The organism is Streptomyces sp. AM25, from assembly GCF_058146165.1.
Map to the genome: position 1 here is coordinate 95,994 of NZ_JBKIWN010000015.1, position 16,041 is coordinate 112,034.

The window sequence follows — 16,041 nt, forward strand, 5'->3', positions numbered from 1 at the left end:
GGGCCGTGTCCCGACGGTCCCGCGGACGGCGGTGAAGAAGGGGGCAGCCGCGTGGAAGACGCACGACGCTGTGAGCCTGACGCGTTGTGCTCCGCAGTGTATCGGGGTTGTCCGCGGGCCCCGGCGCCGTTGCGGAAACGTCACCCCCGAGGGGGCCGGGCGGGCGCGGAGCGGCCCGCCCGGCCGGGCGGTGCTCACTCCTGGTCGTCGACCCAGCTCATCAGCTTGCGCAGCTTCTTGCCGGTGGTCTCCAGCAGGTGGTCCTCGTCGGCCTTCTTGTACTCGTTGTACTTCGGCAGACCGGACTCGTACTCCTTCATCCAGTTGGCGGCGAAGGTGCCGTCCTGGATCTCGCCGAGGACCTTCTTCATCTCGGCCTTGGTGGCGTCGGTGACGATGCGCGGGCCGGTGACGTAGTCGCCCCACTCGGCCGTCTCGGAGACGGACCAGCGCATCTTCTCCAGGCCGCCCTCGTACATCAGGTCCACGATGAGCTTGAGCTCGTGCAGGCACTCGAAGTAGGCGATCTCCGGCTGGTAGCCGGCCTCGACGAGGGTCTCGAACCCGGCCTTGACGAGCGCCGAGGCGCCGCCGCACAGCACGGCCTGCTCGCCGAAGAGGTCGGTCTCGGTCTCCTCGGTGAAGGTCGTCTTGATGACGCCGGCCCGGGTGCCGCCGATGGCCTTGGCGTAGGAGAGCGCGAGGGCGAAGGCGTTGCCCGAGGCGTCCTGCTCGACGGCCGCGATGCACGGGACGCCGCGGCCCTCCTCGTACTGACGGCGCACCAGGTGGCCCGGGCCCTTGGGGGCGACCATGCAGACGTCCACGCCGGCCGGGGGCTTGATGAAGCCGAAGCGGATGTTGAAGCCGTGACCGAAGAACAGCGCGTCGCCGTCCTTCAGGTGCTCCTTGACGGACTCCTCGTAGACCTTGGCCTGGATCGGGTCCGGGACCAGGATCATGATGACGTCGGCCTCGGCGGCGGCCTCGGCGGGAGTGACCACGCGCAGGCCCTGCTCCTCGGCCTTCACCTTGGACTTCGAGCCCTCGTGCAGGCCCACGCGGACGTCGACGCCCGAGTCACGGAGGGACAGCGCGTGGGCGTGGCCCTGGCTGCCGTAGCCGAGGACCGCGACCTTGCGGCCCTGGATGATGGACAGATCGGCATCGTTGTCGTAGAAGAGCTCGGCAGCCACGTGAGGTTTCTCCTTGCTTGCGGGTGTGCGTCCCACCGTATGACGGTCGGGATCGGTTCGGCGGTCGGGTCTCGGTATCCGGTCAGGCGCTGCGGTCGAGGGCGCGCAGGCTGCGGTCCGTGATGGACCGGGCGCCGCGGCCGATGGCGATGGTGCCGGACTGCACCAGCTCCTTGATGCCGAACGGCTCCAGCATCTTGAGCATCGCGCCGAGCTTGTCGCTGACTCCGGTGGCCTCGATGGTGACGGCCTCCGGGGAGACGTCGACGGTCTTGGCGCGGAAGAGCTGGACGATCTCGACGATCTGCGAGCGGGTCTCGTTGTCGGCGCGGACCTTCACGAGGACGAGTTCGCGCTGGACGGCCTGGCTGTCCTCCAACTCGACGATCTTGAGCACGTTGACGAGCTTGTTGAGCTGCTTGGTGACCTGTTCCAGCGGCAGCGACTCGACGTTGACGACGATCGTGATGCGGGAGATGTCGGGGTGCTCGGTGACGCCGACGGCCAGCGAGTCGATGTTGAAGCCGCGCCGGGAGAACAGGGCGGCGATCCGGGCCAGGATGCCGGGGGTGTTCTCCACCAGGACGGAGAGCGTGTGCTTGGTCATGATGTCTGTTCCTCGCCTGTCCTCAGTCGTCCTCGGTGTCGCCGAAGTCCGGGCGGACGCCCCGGGCGGCGAGGATCTCGTCGTTGGAGGTGCCGGCGGCGACCATCGGCCAGACCATGGCGTCCTGGTGGACGATGAAGTCGACCACGACCGGGCGGTCGTTGATCGCGTTGGCCTCCTGGATGACCTTGTCCAGTTCGGACGGGTCCTCGCAGCGCAGCCCCACGCAGCCCATCGCCTCGGCGAGTTTGACGAAGTCGGGGACGCGGGTGCCCGGCGCGGTCTCCGCGCCCTCCGTTCCGTTGCCCTGCAGCACGGTGTTGGAGTAGCGCTGGTTGTAGAAGAGGGTCTGCCACTGCCGGACCATGCCCAGGGCGCCGTTGTTGATGATGGCGACCTTGACGGGGATGTTGTTGAGCGCGCAGGTGACCAGTTCCTGATTGGTCATCTGGAAGCAGCCGTCGCCGTCGATGGCCCAGACCGTGCGGTCCGGCACGCCGGCCTTGGCGCCCATCGCGGCGGGCACGGCGTAGCCCATGGTCCCCGCGCCGCCGGAGTTGAGCCAGGTCGCGGGCTGCTCGTAGCGGATGAAGTGGGCGGCCCACATCTGGTGCTGGCCGACACCTGCGGCGTACACGGTGTCCTTCGGGGCGAGTTCGCCGATGCGCTGGATGACCTGCTGCGGGGCGAGGGTGCCGTCGTCGGGCTGGTCGTAGCCGAGCGGGTAGGTCTCGCGCCAGCGGTTCAGGTCCTCCCACCAGCCGGCATAGTCGCCGCGGTGGTCCTCGGCGTGCTCGTGCTGGACGGCGACGATCAGGTCGGCGAGGACCTCGCGGGCGTCGCCGACGATGGGGACGTCGGCGGCGCGGTTCTTGCCGATCTCGGCCGGGTCGATGTCCGCGTGGACGATCCGGGCGTTGGGGGCGAAGGAGTCCAGCTTGCCGGTGACGCGGTCGTCGAAGCGGGCGCCGAGGGCGACGATCAGGTCGGACTTCTGCAGGGCGGTGACGGCGGCGACGGAGCCGTGCATGCCGGGCATGCCCAGGTGCTGGGGGTGGCTGTCGGGGAAGGCGCCCAGCGCCATCAGCGTGGTGGTGACGGGCGCGCCGGTCAGCTCGGCGAAGACCTTGAGCTCGGCGGTGGCCCGGGCCTTGAGGACGCCGCCGCCGACATAGAGGACGGGGCGCCGGGCCTGGGTGATCAGCTTGGCCGCCTCGCGGATCTGCTTGGAGTGCGGCTTGGTGACCGGGCGGTAGCCGGGCAGGTCGGTGTGCGGCGGCCAGACGAAGGTGGTCCGGGCCTGCAGGGCGTCCTTGGCGATGTCCACGAGCACCGGTCCGGGGCGTCCGGTGGAGGCGACGTGGAAGGCCTCGGCGATCGTCCGGGGGATCTCCGCCGGGTCCGTCACCAGCCAGTTGTGCTTGGTGATCGGCATGGTGATGCCGCAGATGTCGGCTTCCTGGAAGGCGTCCGTGCCGATGGCCTTGGAGGCGACCTGACCGGTGATGGCGACCAGCGGGACGGAGTCCATGTGGGCGTCCGCGATCGGCGTGACGAGGTTGGTGGCGCCCGGGCCGGAGGTGGCCATGCACACCCCGACCCTGCCCGTGGCCTGCGCGTACCCGGTGGCGGCGTGGCCGGCGCCCTGCTCGTGGCGGACGAGGATGTGGCGGACCTTCGAGGAGTCCATCATCGGGTCGTAGGCGGGGAGGATGGCACCGCCCGGGATGCCGAACACGGTGTCGCACCCGACCTCCTCCAGCGCTCGGATGAGGGACTGCGCGCCCGTGACGTGCTCGACGGTGGCGGGCTGCTGCTGCGCTCCGCCGTTACGGGCCCGCGGCTGCGGATGATGGGCCCCGGTGGCCTGCTCGGTCATCGACATTCTCTTCTCGAAGGATTCGACGGTTCGACGGGTGAGACGGATGGGATCGGCTGGGTCGGTGGAGGTGGCCGGGCCTTCGCCCGAGCGCTTCCGGTGCAACAAAAAACCCCTCGTGCCGTAGGGCAAGCGAGGGGAGCGCGTCGGTGCGGTCAGCAGGACCTGAACGGGGGCCTGCTTCAGCCGACGCGCTGTCCAAGTACGAGAATTCGGGTGCGCATGTCACTGACCCTCCCCCCGCTCCCCGCGGAGTGTCAAGTGGGTGGGACAGGCGTCTCATTATGTGAACGGAGCGGCGCGTGGGCCAGAGCGCCCGCGCTGCCCACCGCACCGGAACGTACGGGCAGTGCACCGCCCACCAGCAGCTCGTCCGGGGCGTCCGCAGAATCACCCGGAAGGGTGTACCCGCCGCGGTCCAGGGCCTGTCGCAGCCGGTGCTCGTCCAGGGCGCCGGCGAAGGCCCGGCCCTGGCCGTGGGTGCAGCCCATGGCGCGCAGGGCACGGGCCTGCTCGGCGTCGTCCACGCCGTCGGCCACGGACTGCAGGCCGAGGTCGCCGGCGATCCGCAGCAGCCCTGCCGTGATCTTGTGCAGCCGGGCGGATTCGGCCACGCCGTCGACCAGTTCGCGGTCGAGCCGGAGCACGTCGACGGGCAGCCGCCGCAGGGCGCTCATGGCGGCGTAGCCGCTGCCGAAGCCGTCGAGCGCGATGCGGACGCCGAAGCGCCGCAGCGACTCCAGCCGCCGCTCCAGCTCCTCCAGCGGCACCCGCGGGTCGCTGCAGGTCAGCTCCATGACCAGGGCGCCGGAGGGCAGGTCGTGGCGCAGGATGAGCTCTTCGACGTGCTTCTGCGGCAGCGCCCGGTCGAGCAGCCGGGCGGCGGGGACCCGTACATGGACGGGCACGAGGTGGCCCGCGCGGCGGCGGCCGGCCGCCTGCTCGACGGCCTTCTCCAGCGTCCAGCGGCCGAGTTCGGCGAGGGCCCCGCCGTCGCCGCCGGACCGGGGCTCGCCGCGGCCCGGCTCGCCGGACCGCAGGAATTCGTCGGGGGTGAAAAGGATGCCCTGGGCCGAGCGCCAGCGGGGCTGGGCGGAGACGGCGGTGAGGCGGCCGGTGTCCAGCTCGACGACGGGCTGGTGCAGCAGGGCGAACTGGCCGTCGTGCAGGGCGGTGCGCAGCCGGGTGGCCTGCTCGGCGCGGCGCACCACCTCGGCCTGCATCTGCGGGGCGTAGAGCTCGACGCGCCCCTTGCCGGCCTGCTTGGCGCGGTACATGGCGAGGTCGGCGTTGCGCATGAGGGTGCCGGGGGTGATGCCGGGGTCGGCGAAGGCCACGCCGATGCTGGCGTTGACGCGGACCTCGGTGCCGCCCTCGACCAGGTACGGCTGGGAGAGGGTGGCCCGCAGGCGGTCGGCGATCTCCAGGATGCGGTACTCGCGGGCGGCGGGGTCGCGGGTGCCGTCGCCGATGATGAGCGCGGCGAACTCGTCGCCCCCGAAGCGGGCGGTGCTGTCGCCGGCCCGCACCGAGTCCTGCAGCCGGCGGGCGGCCTGGACGAGCAGTTCGTCGCCGGCCTGGTGGCCGACGCTGTCGTTGACGGCCTTGAAGCCGTCCAGGTCGATGAAGAGCACGGCGGTGCCCGCGTCGGTCACTCTGCGGCCGGCCAGGGCCTGCTGCACACGGCGGGTGAACAGGGCGCGGTTGGGCAGGTCGGTGAGCGGGTCGTGCTCGGCGGTGTGCTGCAACTGGGCCTGCAGCCGCACCCGTTCGGTGACGTCGCGGCTGTTGAAGATGAGGCCGCCGTGGTGACGGTTGACGGTGGACTCCACGTTGAGCCAGTCGCCGGCGCCGGAGCGGAAACGGCACTCGATGCGGGTGGTGGGCTCGTCGGCGGGGGGCGCGGCGAGGAAGCGGCGCACCTCGTGGACGACGCGGCCCAGGTCCTCCGGGTGGATCAGGGAGGCCAGTTCGGAGCCGATGAGCTCCTCGGCCTCGCGCCCGTAGACCCCGGCGGCGGCGGGGCTGACGTAGCGCAGTATCCCGGTGGGCGCGGCGATCATGATGACGTCGCTGGAGCCCTGCACCAGGGAGCGGAAGTGGTTCTCCTTCTGGGCCAGTTCCTGGGTGAGCGAGATGTTGTCCAGCAGCATGATGCCCTGGCGCACGACGAGCGCCAGGACGACCGTGCAGCCGGTGAACAGCACGACGCGGTCGACGTGGTGGCCGTCGAGCACGTTGTAGAGGATGCCCAGGGTGCAGACGGCGGCCGCGAGGTACGGGGTGAGCGCGGCCAGCGAGCCGGCGATGGGCCTGCCGGAGTGCGGCACGAAGCGGCTGCCGTCCTCGCCCTCCTCGCGGGCCACCCAGGGCGCGTAGGCCATGAGCATGTAGCCCGCGAACCAGCCCGCGTCCAGGATCTGGCCCGACCGGTAGTGCTCGCGCAGCAGCGGCGAGGTGAACAGCGCGTCGCACAGGACCGTCAACGCGAGGGCCGCGATGGCGGTGTTGATCGCGGAGCGGTTGGCGGACGAGCGCTTGAAGTGCAGTGCCAGCACCATCGACACCAGCACGATGTCCAGCAGCGGGTACGCCAGCGAGAGCGCGGCCTGCGCGACCGTCTCGCCGGCGAAGTGCGCGGTGTGCGCGAGGGCCAGGCTCCAGGAGAGGGTCAGCAGCGAGCCGCCGATGAGCCAGGAGTCGAGGCCGAGGCAGACCCAGCCGGCCCGGGTGACCGGGCGGCGGGCGAGCACCAGCAGGCCGATGATGGCGGGCGGCGCGAAGAGCAGGAAGCAGAAGTCGGCCGGGGACGGGCTCGGCACGTGCCGCCCGAGGACGACCTCGTACCAGCCCCAGACGAAGTTGCCGAAGCCGGCCATCGCGGAGGAGGCCGCGAACAGCAGCCAGGCGGGCCTGAACCGGCTGCTGTGCGTGCGGCCGTACCAGAAGCAGGAGGCGGCGGCGAGGCCCGCCGCGCCGCTGAGCCCGAAGTCGCCCATGGTCAGGGCCAGCTCGGCCGAGCCCCAGCCGAAGGCGGCGCCCGTGGCGTAGCCGCCGCAGACGAGGGCGAGGAGGAGCTGGGGGACCACCCCCGAGCCGGAGGCGGGAATCGCCCGCCGCGGCAGGGCCGCTCCGGGGGCGCTCACCGCTCCGCCTCCCCGGTCCAGGGTCCGATCCAGAGCCCCCGCCGCGTCGGGTTGATCGTCCATTGGCCGTGCATCGCCCGTCGCCCCCCTCGAGTTCCGGTACATCGCTGCGCCGTTCACTGCGCGGCGCAGCCCCCGGACCGGACGATACACCAGACTCGTCACTCAGGGACATAGCTCATATACATAGCGTAACTGGCTACCTGATTACGGATACACAGTGCAGTCAAATCGTGCCTCTACGTGGTATCAGTCCGCAGCGAGTACGACATTCCGTAGAGGCTCGTCCAGTACAAATCTGGCCAGTTGATCGCGCAAGAGGGCCTTGGCGCGCGAGAAATAGGCCGAACTCGGGCCACCCACATGAGGGGTGACGAGAACTCCGGGTGCGCTCCACAGAGGGTGCCCCGGGGGCAGCGGCTCGGGGTCGGTGACGTCGAGCGCGGCCCGCAGCCGGCCGCTCTCCAGCTCGGCGAGCAGCGCCTCGGTGCGCACGACGGCACCGCGGGCCACGTTCACCAGGAGGGCGCCGTCCTTCATCAGGGCGAGGAAGCCGGCGTCGGCGAGGCCCCGGGTCTCCTCGGTGAGCGGCGTAGCGAGGATCACCACATCCGCCCCGGGAAGCAGACCGGGCAAGGCGGAGACCGGATGCACCCGCCCGCGCACGGTTGTCCGCGCAGAGCGCGCGACACGCGCCACCCGCGCACACTCGAAGGGCGCGAGCCGGTCCTCGATGGCACTGCCGATCGAGCCGTACCCCACGATGAGGACGGACTTGTCGGCGAGCGCCGGGCGGAAGGCCGGCCGCCACTCCCCCGCGTCCTGGGCCCGTACGAACCCGGGGACGTCGCGCAGCGCGGCGAGCGTGAGGGTCAGGGCCAGCTCCGCGGTGCTCGCGTCGTGCAGCCCGCGGGCGTTGCACAGCTTCGCCCCGGAGGGCAGCGAGGGCACGGCGGGCAGCAGGTGCTCGACACCGGCGGTGAGCGCCTGCACCACCCTGAGGTGCGGCATCAGCGGCAGCGGACGGGTGCAGGCCTCGTTGCCCTTCATGTAGGGGGTGGCGTAGAAGACCACGCGGGCCGGGTCGGTGGGGAAGTCGGGCCCGCCGTCCCAGTAGGCGTACCCCAGGCCGCCCGGGAGGTCCTCGAACTCCTCGGGCCGGATGGGCAGCCAGGCCAGGGGGCGGGCCGCGCGGGTCGTGGTACCGCTGTGATCTGCGCTCATGCCTGGAGGCTATGCGAAGAGGCGGGACCGGCAGAGGTTAGTTTGGAGGCGAGGAACGGGAGGGGATACGGGCGGTGGAGCGCAGGAGAATCGGTGCGACGGCACTCGAAGCGGGCGCCGTCGGACTCGGGTGCATGCCCATGCACTGGGCCTACTCCGCCTCCCAGCGGAGCGGCGAGGGCTCGCTGCGGACGATCCATGCGGCACTCGATGCCGGAACGTCCCTGCTGGACACGGCCGACATGTACGGGCCGTTCACCAACGAGCTGCTGCTGGGACGGGTGTTGCGGGAGCGGCGCTCCGAGATCTTCGTGGCGACCAAGTGCGGGCTGCTGGTGGGCGACCAGCACATCGTCGCCAACGGCCGGCCCGGCTATGTGAAGCGCGCGTGCGACGCCTCGCTGCGCCGGCTGCAGACCGATGTGATCGACCTCTACCAGCTGCACCGGCCCGACCCCGAGATACCGGTCGAGGAGACCTGGGGGGCGATGGCCGACCTGGTCTCCGCGGGCAAGGTGCGCGCCCTGGGCTGGTCCGCGGTCGGAGCGCGCGCCCAGCGCCGCAGCGGGCTGCGCTCCCGCGCACCGGCGGCGGGGATGTACGACACGACGATCCGCCAGCTCGAACGCATCCAACAGGTCTTCCCCATCAGCAGTGTTCAGGCCGAACTGTCGGTGTGGTCGCGGGAGGCGCTGGACCGGCTGGTGCCGTGGTGCGCCTCGCGCGGCGTGGGGCTGCTGGCCGCGATGCCGCTGGGCAACGGCTTCCTGAGCGGCACCCTCACCCCCGGCCAGGGCTTCGAGCCGGAGGACGTCCGGGCGCGGCACCCGCGGTTCACCGCGGAGATGATGGCCGCCAACCAGCCGATCGTGGCCGGACTGCGGCGCGTGGCCCGGCGTCACGACGCCTCCGCGGCACAGGTCGCCCTCGCCTGGGTGCTCGCCCAGGGCCGGCACGTCATACCGGTGCCGGGCACCAAGAAGGCCGAGTGGGCGGTGCAGAACGCGGGCGCCGCCGAACTGCGGCTGACGGCCGAGGACTTCGCGGAGATAGCCGCGCTGCCGAAAGCCATGGGGTCGTGGGACTGAACGCGTGTTTCACTGGGTGGTGAGTACGCCCGGAATCGTCAATGAATAAACGGGGGTTCCCGTGTTCAACGTGTTCGAGGAGATCTTCGCACCGAACCGCAAGCACACCGAGGAGGAGCGCAACCGGCTCGAAATAACGCGTGAGGACGTGGGCGACGGGGACCCCGCCCGGGGGCCGGTCGACCTGGACTCGGGGCACGTCGTCATACGGCCCCGGCCGGCGGAGCGCCCCGTGGGGCAGTAGGTCACCTGCGGGCCGACAGGGACTGGTCGCGCCGTTCCCCGTGCCCCTCACCGGGCGCAGACGGTTCCGGTGCCTCGATGCTCACCCGCGGCAGCCGCCGCTCCAGCCACGCCGGCAGCCACCAGTTGGCCCCGCCCAGCATGTGCATCAGCGCCGGCACCAGCAGCGTGCGCAGCACGAACGCGTCCAGGGCCACCGCCGACGCCAGGCCGATGCCGAACATCGCGATGACCCGGTCGCCGCTGAGGACGAACGCCAGGAAGACCGAGATCATGATGACGGCCGCCGAGTTGATGACCCGGCTGGTCTCGGCCAGGCCGACGCGTACCGCGCGGCGGTTGTCGCGGGTCGCCAGCCACTCCTCGTACATGCGGCTGACGAGGAAGACCTGGTAGTCCATGGAGAGGCCGAACAGGACCGAGACCATGACCACCGGAAGGAACGGTTCCACCGGGCCCTGGTGGCCCAGGCCCAGGAGTTCGCTGCCCCAGCCCCACTGGAAGATCGCCACGACGATGCCGAACGACGAGGCCACGGCGGCGATGTTCATCAGCGCCGCCTTCACGGGTATGCCGATGCTGCGGAAGGCGAGGAGCAGCAGCAGACAGCCCAGGCCCACCACCGTGCCCACGAACAGCGGGAGTTTGCCACGGATGACGTCCGCGAAGTCGTCGTAGCTCGCGGTCACCCCGCCCACGCGGACCTTCAGGCCCGTGCCGTCCTCGGCCTTCGGGAGGACCTGGTGGCGCAGCCGGTCCACGAGGTCGCTGGTGGCGCGGGACTGGGGTGCGGTGGTGGGGACGACCGTGATCAGGCCCGTGCTGCCGTTGCCGCTCAGGGCCGCGGGGGTGGCGGAGGCGACGCCCTCCGTGCGGCGGAGGGTGTCGGGGAGCTTGTCGAAGGCGAGGCGGTCGGCGGCGCTGTCGAGCGGGGCCACAAGGGTCAGCGGGCCGTTGACGCCGGGGCCGAAGCCGTCGGCGAGCAGGTCGTAGGCCTGGCGCGTGGTGCTGGTGGCCGGGTTGTTGCCCTGGTCGGAGGTGCCCAGGTGGAGGGAGAACGTGGGCAGCGCGAGGACCAGCATCACCACGGCGGCCACCGCGCCCAGCGGTTTGGGGTGCCGTTCCACGAAGGCCGACCAGCGCGCGGCGAGCCCGGTGGGGGTCTCGGGGCAGCAGCCCTCGGCGGCGAGCAGGCGGCGTTCGCGGCGGCTCAGCGCCCGCGGGCCGATCATGCCGAGCAGGGCGGGGAGCAGGGTGACGGAGGCGGCGACGGTGAGGACGACCGTGAGCGAGGCGGCCACGGCCACGCCGCCCAGGAAGCCGAGCCGCAGGATCAGCATGCCGAGCAGCGCCACGCACACGGTGCCGCCCGCGAAGACCACGGCACGCCCCGTGGTCGCGACGGCACGCTCCGCGGCGACGTCGACCGGCAGGCCCTGCCGCAGCCCCTTGCGGTGCCGGGTGACGATGAACAGCGCGTAGTCGATGCCCACGCCGAGGCCGATGAGCGTGCCCAGCATGGGGGCGAAGTCGGCGACCGTCATCACGTGGCCGAGCAGGACGGTGCCCATGGCGGCGGTGCCGACGCCGACCAGGGCCGTGGCGATGGGGAGCAGGCTCGCCGCGAGCGATCCGAAGGCGATGAAGAGCACGACCGCGGCGACGGCCACGCCGACGATCTCGCTCAGCCGGCCGCTCGCGCTCTCGGTGGTGGCGATGTCGCTGCCGCCCAGCGCAGTGCGGAGGGTGCCGGTCCCGGCCTTCCGCACGGTGTCGACGACCTTCTGCACCTGTGCCTTGGTGGGGCCGTCGGAGGCGAAGGTGAGGGAGGCGTAGGCGGTGTGCCCGTCGCGGCTGGTGTGCGGGGTGCCGACGTCGGCGACGCCGGGCAGGCGCTCGACCTCGTGCAGGACGGACCGCATGCGCTGCTCGGTGTCCGTGGCCTTCACGGTGCCCTCGCCGGTGTGCCAGACGATGACGTCGTCGCCGCCCGCGTCGGGGAAGCCCTGCTGCATGAGCTCCGTCGCCCGCGCGGACTCGGTGCCGGGCACGCGGTAGTCGTCGGAGTAGCCGGATCCGGCGGCCGTGGCGGCCGCTGCGGTGCCCAGAAGGGCCAGGAGCCACAGCACGACGACGGTGGTGCGGCGGCGCAGGCACCACCGGGCGAGTGAGGTCATGGACGGGCTTCCGGGCTGGTCACAAGGAATTCCCCTCACTCTGACAGCCAGAAGAGATCCTTTGTCCCCATTGTGGCTCACACCACAAAGGGGACAAATTCCGGGATCGCGGGGTCAGCCCGTGACCGATTCCCTGCCGTTCTCGATGTGCCCCATCGGCCGGCGCCCGAAGGAACGGTCCTCCGCGGCGCTGATCACGAGGTCGTACCAGCCGTGCTCCCGGTGCGCCGCGTGCGGCAGGGCCCGCGTGGCCCCGGGCGCGAGGCGCACGGTGCGCGGCCGTGCGTCGCCGTAGCCGTAGCCGTAGCCGTAGCCGTCGGCGGCCAGGGTGGCGGGGGCGCAGCCCTGGCCCGGGACGGTAGGGACAGATGTTGGCCGGGGGAAGGCCCCGGCCATCCCGAAGGCGAACGCCCGTCAGCGGGCGCCCGTGTTCCAGGTGTGCGCCACGTCCACCACGATGTGGTTGCCCGACTGGAAGACGCGGAACGGCAGTCGCGCCCGCACCCCCACGCCGACCTGGGTGTCGCCCTCGAAACTGCCGCCGTAGCGGATGTCCTTGAAGGTGCGGTACCCGTCGACGCCCACGCCCGGCAGCGGCTTGCCGACGTGCGCCCGGTAGCTCGGCTGCATCGTCCCGGGGTCGTAACTCGGCGCGGCCACCCGGACTTGGAGGATCGCACCGCCGCCGACCGGGATCACGTCACCGGAGCCGTCCTGGTGCATTTCGTCCACATACCGCACGTGATAGCCGACCGGCCCGTGCTCCGCGCTGCCCTCGGCGCCGCGGATGTCGAAGACCATGCGGTCGAAGCAGGCGTGCTGCCCGGTTCTGACGTTCACCAGCGGCGCGTACCCCGCCGTCTCGGTGCTCACCTTGGGGAGGCTCCCCCAGTCGCCCGCACACGCCGCCTCGATCCCGGCCACGGTGGTGCCCGCGTCCACGGCCACGGCCGTCCCGGTCGTCGCCGCCAGCCCCGCGCCCGTCAGCAGGAGCGCCGCCAGCGCTGTGCTCACCCGTCGCATTGCCACTCCCCAGCCCTCGTCCGGGCACGCGGACCGGCCCGTTCCAGGCGATCATGCCGGACCGTTCCGGCACGTGGGGTGCGTACGAGCAAAATCCAGCCAAGTGGGGACATAGGCCAATGGCCGCTCCTCCGTGGGGAGAAGCGGCCATTGCGTGGGTTCGCGGAGCGTCAGCCCTCGACGCCCAGCTTCTCCAGGATCAACTCACGGACGCGCGCCGCGTCCGCCTGGCCCCGGGTGGCCTTCATGACCGCGCCGACGAGCGCACCCGCCGCCGCGACCTTGCCGCTGCGGATCTTGTCCGCGATGCCCGCGTTGGCCGCGATCGCCTCGTCGACGGCCGCGCCCAGCGCGCTGTCGTCCGAGACGACCTTCAGGCCGCGCTTCTCGACGACCGCGTCGGGGTCGCCCTCGCCCGCGAGCACGCCCTCGATGACCTGACGGGCCAGCTTGTCGTTGAGCGAACCCTCGGCGACCAGCGCCGCGACCCGGGCGACCTGCGCCGGGGTGATCGGCAGCGCCGCGAGGTCCGTACCGGCCTCGTTGGCGCTGCGGGCCAGCTCGCCCATCCACCACTTGCGGGCGGCGGCGGAGTCGGCGCCGGCCGCGATGGTGGCCTCGATCAGGTCGACCGCGCCCGCGTTGAGGATCGACTGCATGTCGTGCTCGGAGATGCCCCACTCCTCGCGCAGTCGGTTGCGGCGCACGCGCGGCAGCTCGGGCAGGGTGCCCCGCAGCTCCTCGACCCACGCACGGGCGGGGGCCACCGGCACCAGGTCCGGCTCGGGGAAGTAGCGGTAGTCCTCGGCCTCTTCCTTGATGCGGCCGGCGGTGGTGGAGCCGTCCTCCTCGTGGAAGTGCCGGGTCTCCTGGACGATCTTCCCGCCCGCGTTCAGCACGCCGGCGTGACGGCTGATCTCGTAGCGGACGGCACGCTCCACGGAACGCAGCGAGTTGACGTTCTTCGTCTCGGAGCGCGTGCCGAACTTCTCGGTGCCGTTGGGGCGCAGCGACAGGTTGACGTCGCAGCGCATCTGGCCCATCTCCATGCGGGCCTCGGAGACGCCGAGCGCCTTGATGAGCTCGCGCAGCTCGGCGACGTACGCCTTGGCGACCTCGGGGGCCCGCTCGCCCGCGCCCTCGATCGGCTTGGTGACGATCTCGATGAGCGGGATGCCGGCGCGATTGTAGTCCAGCAGCGAGTGCGAGGCGCCGTGGATGCGGCCGGTGGCGCCGCCCACGTGCGTGGACTTGCCGGTGTCCTCCTCCATGTGGGCGCGCTCGATCTCCACGCGGAAGACCTCGCCGTCCTCCAGCTGCACGTCGAGGTAGCCGTTGAAGGCGATGGGCTCGTCGTACTGGGAGGTCTGGAAGTTCTTCGGCATGTCCGGATAGAAGTAGTTCTTCCGGGCGAAGCGGCACCACTCGGCGATCTCGCAGTGGAGCGCGAGGCCGATGCGGATCGCGGACTCGACGCCGGTCGCGTTGACGACCGGCAGCGCGCCGGGCAGGCCGAGGCAGGTGGGGCAGGTCTGCGAGTTGGCGTCGGCGCCCAGCTCCGTGGAGCACCCGCAGAACATCTTGGTCTTCGTGCCGAGCTCGACATGGACCTCCAGGCCCATGACGGGGTCGTAGGACGCCAACGCGTCCTCGTACGGCACCAGTTCAGTGACGGTCACGGAAAACTAACCTCTCAAGTCCGTGGCTCAGCCGGCGAGGACGTCGTCGCTGCCCATGCGGCGCAGTTCGCGCACGAGCAGGGCGACGCCGGTGACGATGGCGGCGGCGGAGACGACCGCGTCGACGAGCTGGAGCGTGTCCTGCTCGGTCCGCGCCTTCTTCGCCTGCTTCGCCACGCTCACCGCACCGAACAGGGTGGTGCCGATGGACAGATACGTACCGGCCCTGGACTTCTTGAAGCCCTTGGCCTTCTTCAGCGCGCTCGACTTTTCTGCACTCACAGCGACGGTGCCTCCTCCAGCAGTCGGTGGCCCCAGCGCTCGGTGAACGCGGCCTCGACCGCGGCGCCGACCTTGTAGAGCCGGTCGTCCTTCATGGCGGGAGCGATGATCTGCAGACCCACCGGGAGCCCGTCCTCCGGGGCGAGGCCGCACGGCAGCGACATGGCCGCGTTGCCCGCCAGGTTGGTCGGGATGGTGCACAGGTCCGCGAGGTACATCGCCATCGGGTCGTCGGCACGCTCGCCGATCGCGAAGGCGGTGGTCGGGGTGGTCGGCGAGACGAGCACGTCGACCTGCTCGAAGGCCTTCTCGAAGTCACGCGTGATGAGCGTGCGGACCTTCTGCGCGGAGCCGTAGTAGGCGTCGTAGTAGCCCGAGCTCAGCGCGTAGGTGCCGAGCATGACGCGGCGCTTGACCTCGGGACCGAAGCCGGCCTCGCGGGTCAGGGCGGTGACGTCCTCGGCGGAGCGGGTGCCGTCGTCGCCGGTCCGCCGGCCGTAGCGCAGGCCGTCGAAGCGGGCCAGGTTCGAGGAGCACTCGGACGGCGCGATCAGGTAGTACGCGGCGAGCGCCAGGTCGAAGGACGGGCAGTCGACCTCGACGATCTCGGCGCCCAGCTCCTTGAGCAGCTCGACGGACTCGTCGAACCGCTGCAGGACGCCGGCCTGGTAGCCCTCGCCGCGGAACTGCTTGACGACGCCGACGCGCATGCCCCGGACGGAGCCGTTCCGCGCCGCCTCGACGACCGGCGGGACCGGGGCGTCGATGGAGGTGGAGTCCAGCGGGTCGTGGCCGGCGATCGCCTCGTGCAGCAGGGCCGCGTCCAGGACCGTGCGGGCGCACGGGCCGCCCTGGTCGAGGGAGGAGGAGAAGGCGACCATGCCGTAGCGGGAGACCGCGCCGTAGGTCGGCTTGACGCCGACGGTGCCGGTGACGGCGGCGGGCTGGCGGATGGAGCCGCCGGTGTCCGTGCCGATCGCCAGCGGGGCCTCGTAGGAGGCGAGCGCGGCGGAGGAGCCGCCGCCGGAACCGCCGGGGATCTTCGTCAGGTCCCAGGGGTTGCCGGTCGGGCCGTAGGCGCTGTTCTCGGTGGAGGACCCCATGGCGAACTCGTCCATGTTGGTCTTGCCGAGAATGACGACGTCCGCGTCCTTCAGCCGCTTGGTCAGCGTCGCGTCGTACGGCGGGATCCAGCCCTCGAGGATCTTGGAGCCGACGGTGGTCGGGATCCCCTCGGTGGTGAAGATGTCCTTCAGCGCGAGCGGGACGCCGGCCAGCGGGCCGAGCTTCTCGCCGCGGGCGCGCTTCTCGTCGACGGCGCGGGCCTGGGCGAGGGCGCCCTCGCGGTCCACGTGCAGGAAGGCGTGCACCTTCTCGTCGACAGCGTCGATCCGGGCCAGGTGGGCCTCGGTGACCTGGACGGCCGTGAGCTCGCCGGAGGCGATCTTCGCCGCGATCTCCGCGGCGGTGAGCTTGATGATGTCCGTCATCGGTTTC

The 16,041-nt window shown here is 71.4% G+C and carries 13 protein-coding genes; 2 read left to right on the forward strand and 11 right to left on the reverse strand.

The features are described from left to right. Positions 1–194 precede the first annotated feature (194 nt). From ilvC to ACLHRZ_RS21080, 5 genes are all read right to left on the reverse strand, one after another. Positions 195–1,196, reverse strand: coding sequence for a ketol-acid reductoisomerase (gene ilvC / locus ACLHRZ_RS21060; protein ID WP_490420037.1), 1,002 nt, complete (start codon positions 1,194–1,196; stop codon positions 195–197). Between the two features lie 82 nt (positions 1,197–1,278). Next, positions 1,279–1,803: an acetolactate synthase small subunit gene (ilvN, locus tag ACLHRZ_RS21065; RefSeq protein ID WP_490420038.1), complete on the reverse strand. Its 525-nt coding sequence runs from the start codon at positions 1,801–1,803 to the stop codon at positions 1,279–1,281. Positions 1,804–1,825: 22 nt separating this feature from the next. After that, complete coding sequence (locus ACLHRZ_RS21070; RefSeq protein WP_490420039.1) at positions 1,826–3,682, reverse strand: acetolactate synthase large subunit; 1,857 nt, start codon at positions 3,680–3,682, stop codon at positions 1,826–1,828. A gap of 257 nt (positions 3,683–3,939) precedes the next feature. After that, a complete protein-coding gene (locus tag ACLHRZ_RS21075) occupies positions 3,940–6,828 on the reverse strand; it encodes a putative bifunctional diguanylate cyclase/phosphodiesterase (protein WP_490420040.1) in 2,889 nt (962 codons plus the stop codon). 249 nt (positions 6,829–7,077) lie between these two features. Further along, positions 7,078–8,052 carry a 2-hydroxyacid dehydrogenase gene (locus ACLHRZ_RS21080; protein ID WP_490420041.1) on the reverse strand — a complete coding sequence of 325 codons (975 nt, stop codon included), beginning with the start codon at positions 8,050–8,052 and terminating at the stop codon, positions 7,078–7,080. A gap of 74 nt (positions 8,053–8,126) precedes the next feature. Between ACLHRZ_RS21080 and ACLHRZ_RS21085 the strand changes: the two genes are divergently transcribed. Beyond that, complete coding sequence (locus tag ACLHRZ_RS21085; RefSeq protein ID WP_490420042.1) at positions 8,127–9,140, forward strand: aldo/keto reductase; 1,014 nt, start codon at positions 8,127–8,129, stop codon at positions 9,138–9,140. 61 nt (positions 9,141–9,201) lie between these two features. Then, positions 9,202–9,384 (forward strand): DUF6191 domain-containing protein, encoded by a 183-nt coding sequence (locus tag ACLHRZ_RS21090; RefSeq protein ID WP_490420043.1) that lies wholly within the window; start codon positions 9,202–9,204, stop codon positions 9,382–9,384. A 1-nt stretch (position 9,385) separates the two neighbouring features. Here ACLHRZ_RS21090 and ACLHRZ_RS21095 read toward each other — a convergent pair whose 3' ends face one another. The 6 genes from ACLHRZ_RS21095 to gatA all read right to left on the reverse strand — a co-directional run bounded on the left by ACLHRZ_RS21095 (position 9,386) and on the right by gatA (position 16,034). After that, a complete protein-coding gene (locus tag ACLHRZ_RS21095) occupies positions 9,386–11,560 on the reverse strand; it encodes an MMPL family transporter (protein ID WP_490420044.1) in 2,175 nt (724 codons plus the stop codon). A 114-nt stretch (positions 11,561–11,674) separates the two neighbouring features. Continuing rightward, positions 11,675–11,956, reverse strand: coding sequence for a hypothetical protein (locus ACLHRZ_RS21100; RefSeq protein ID WP_490420045.1), 282 nt, complete (start codon positions 11,954–11,956; stop codon positions 11,675–11,677). A gap of 18 nt (positions 11,957–11,974) precedes the next feature. Beyond that, entirely contained in the window at positions 11,975–12,583 is a 609-nt protein-coding gene (locus ACLHRZ_RS21105; protein WP_490420046.1) for an AMIN-like domain-containing (lipo)protein, read from the reverse strand. Between the two features lie 170 nt (positions 12,584–12,753). Next, complete coding sequence (gene gatB, locus ACLHRZ_RS21110; protein WP_490420047.1) at positions 12,754–14,262, reverse strand: Asp-tRNA(Asn)/Glu-tRNA(Gln) amidotransferase subunit GatB; 1,509 nt, start codon at positions 14,260–14,262, stop codon at positions 12,754–12,756. Positions 14,263–14,289: 27 nt separating this feature from the next. Continuing rightward, complete coding sequence (locus tag ACLHRZ_RS21115; RefSeq protein ID WP_490420048.1) at positions 14,290–14,544, reverse strand: hypothetical protein; 255 nt, start codon at positions 14,542–14,544, stop codon at positions 14,290–14,292. Further along, positions 14,541–16,034: an Asp-tRNA(Asn)/Glu-tRNA(Gln) amidotransferase subunit GatA gene (gatA, locus tag ACLHRZ_RS21120; RefSeq protein ID WP_490420049.1), complete on the reverse strand. Its 1,494-nt coding sequence runs from the start codon at positions 16,032–16,034 to the stop codon at positions 14,541–14,543. Before gatA ends, ACLHRZ_RS21115 begins: the two co-directional genes overlap by 4 nt. Positions 16,035–16,041 lie beyond the last annotated feature (7 nt).

Coding starts and splice junctions, on each gene's coding strand:
- ilvN (WP_490420038.1), bottom strand. CDS start 1,803: ATGACCAAGCACACGCTCTCCGTCCTGGTGGAGAACACCCCCGGCATC.
- ACLHRZ_RS21105 (WP_490420046.1), bottom strand. CDS start 12,583: ATGCGACGGGTGAGCACAGCGCTGGCGGCGCTCCTGCTGACGGGCGCG.
- ACLHRZ_RS21095 (WP_490420044.1), bottom strand. CDS start 11,560: ATGACCTCACTCGCCCGGTGGTGCCTGCGCCGCCGCACCACCGTCGTC.
- ACLHRZ_RS21100 (WP_490420045.1), bottom strand. CDS start 11,956: ATGGCCGGGGCCTTCCCCCGGCCAACATCTGTCCCTACCGTCCCGGGC.
- ACLHRZ_RS21070 (WP_490420039.1), bottom strand. CDS start 3,682: ATGACCGAGCAGGCCACCGGGGCCCATCATCCGCAGCCGCGGGCCCGT.
- ACLHRZ_RS21080 (WP_490420041.1), bottom strand. CDS start 8,052: ATGAGCGCAGATCACAGCGGTACCACGACCCGCGCGGCCCGCCCCCTG.
- gatA (WP_490420049.1), bottom strand. CDS start 16,034: ATGACGGACATCATCAAGCTCACCGCCGCGGAGATCGCGGCGAAGATC.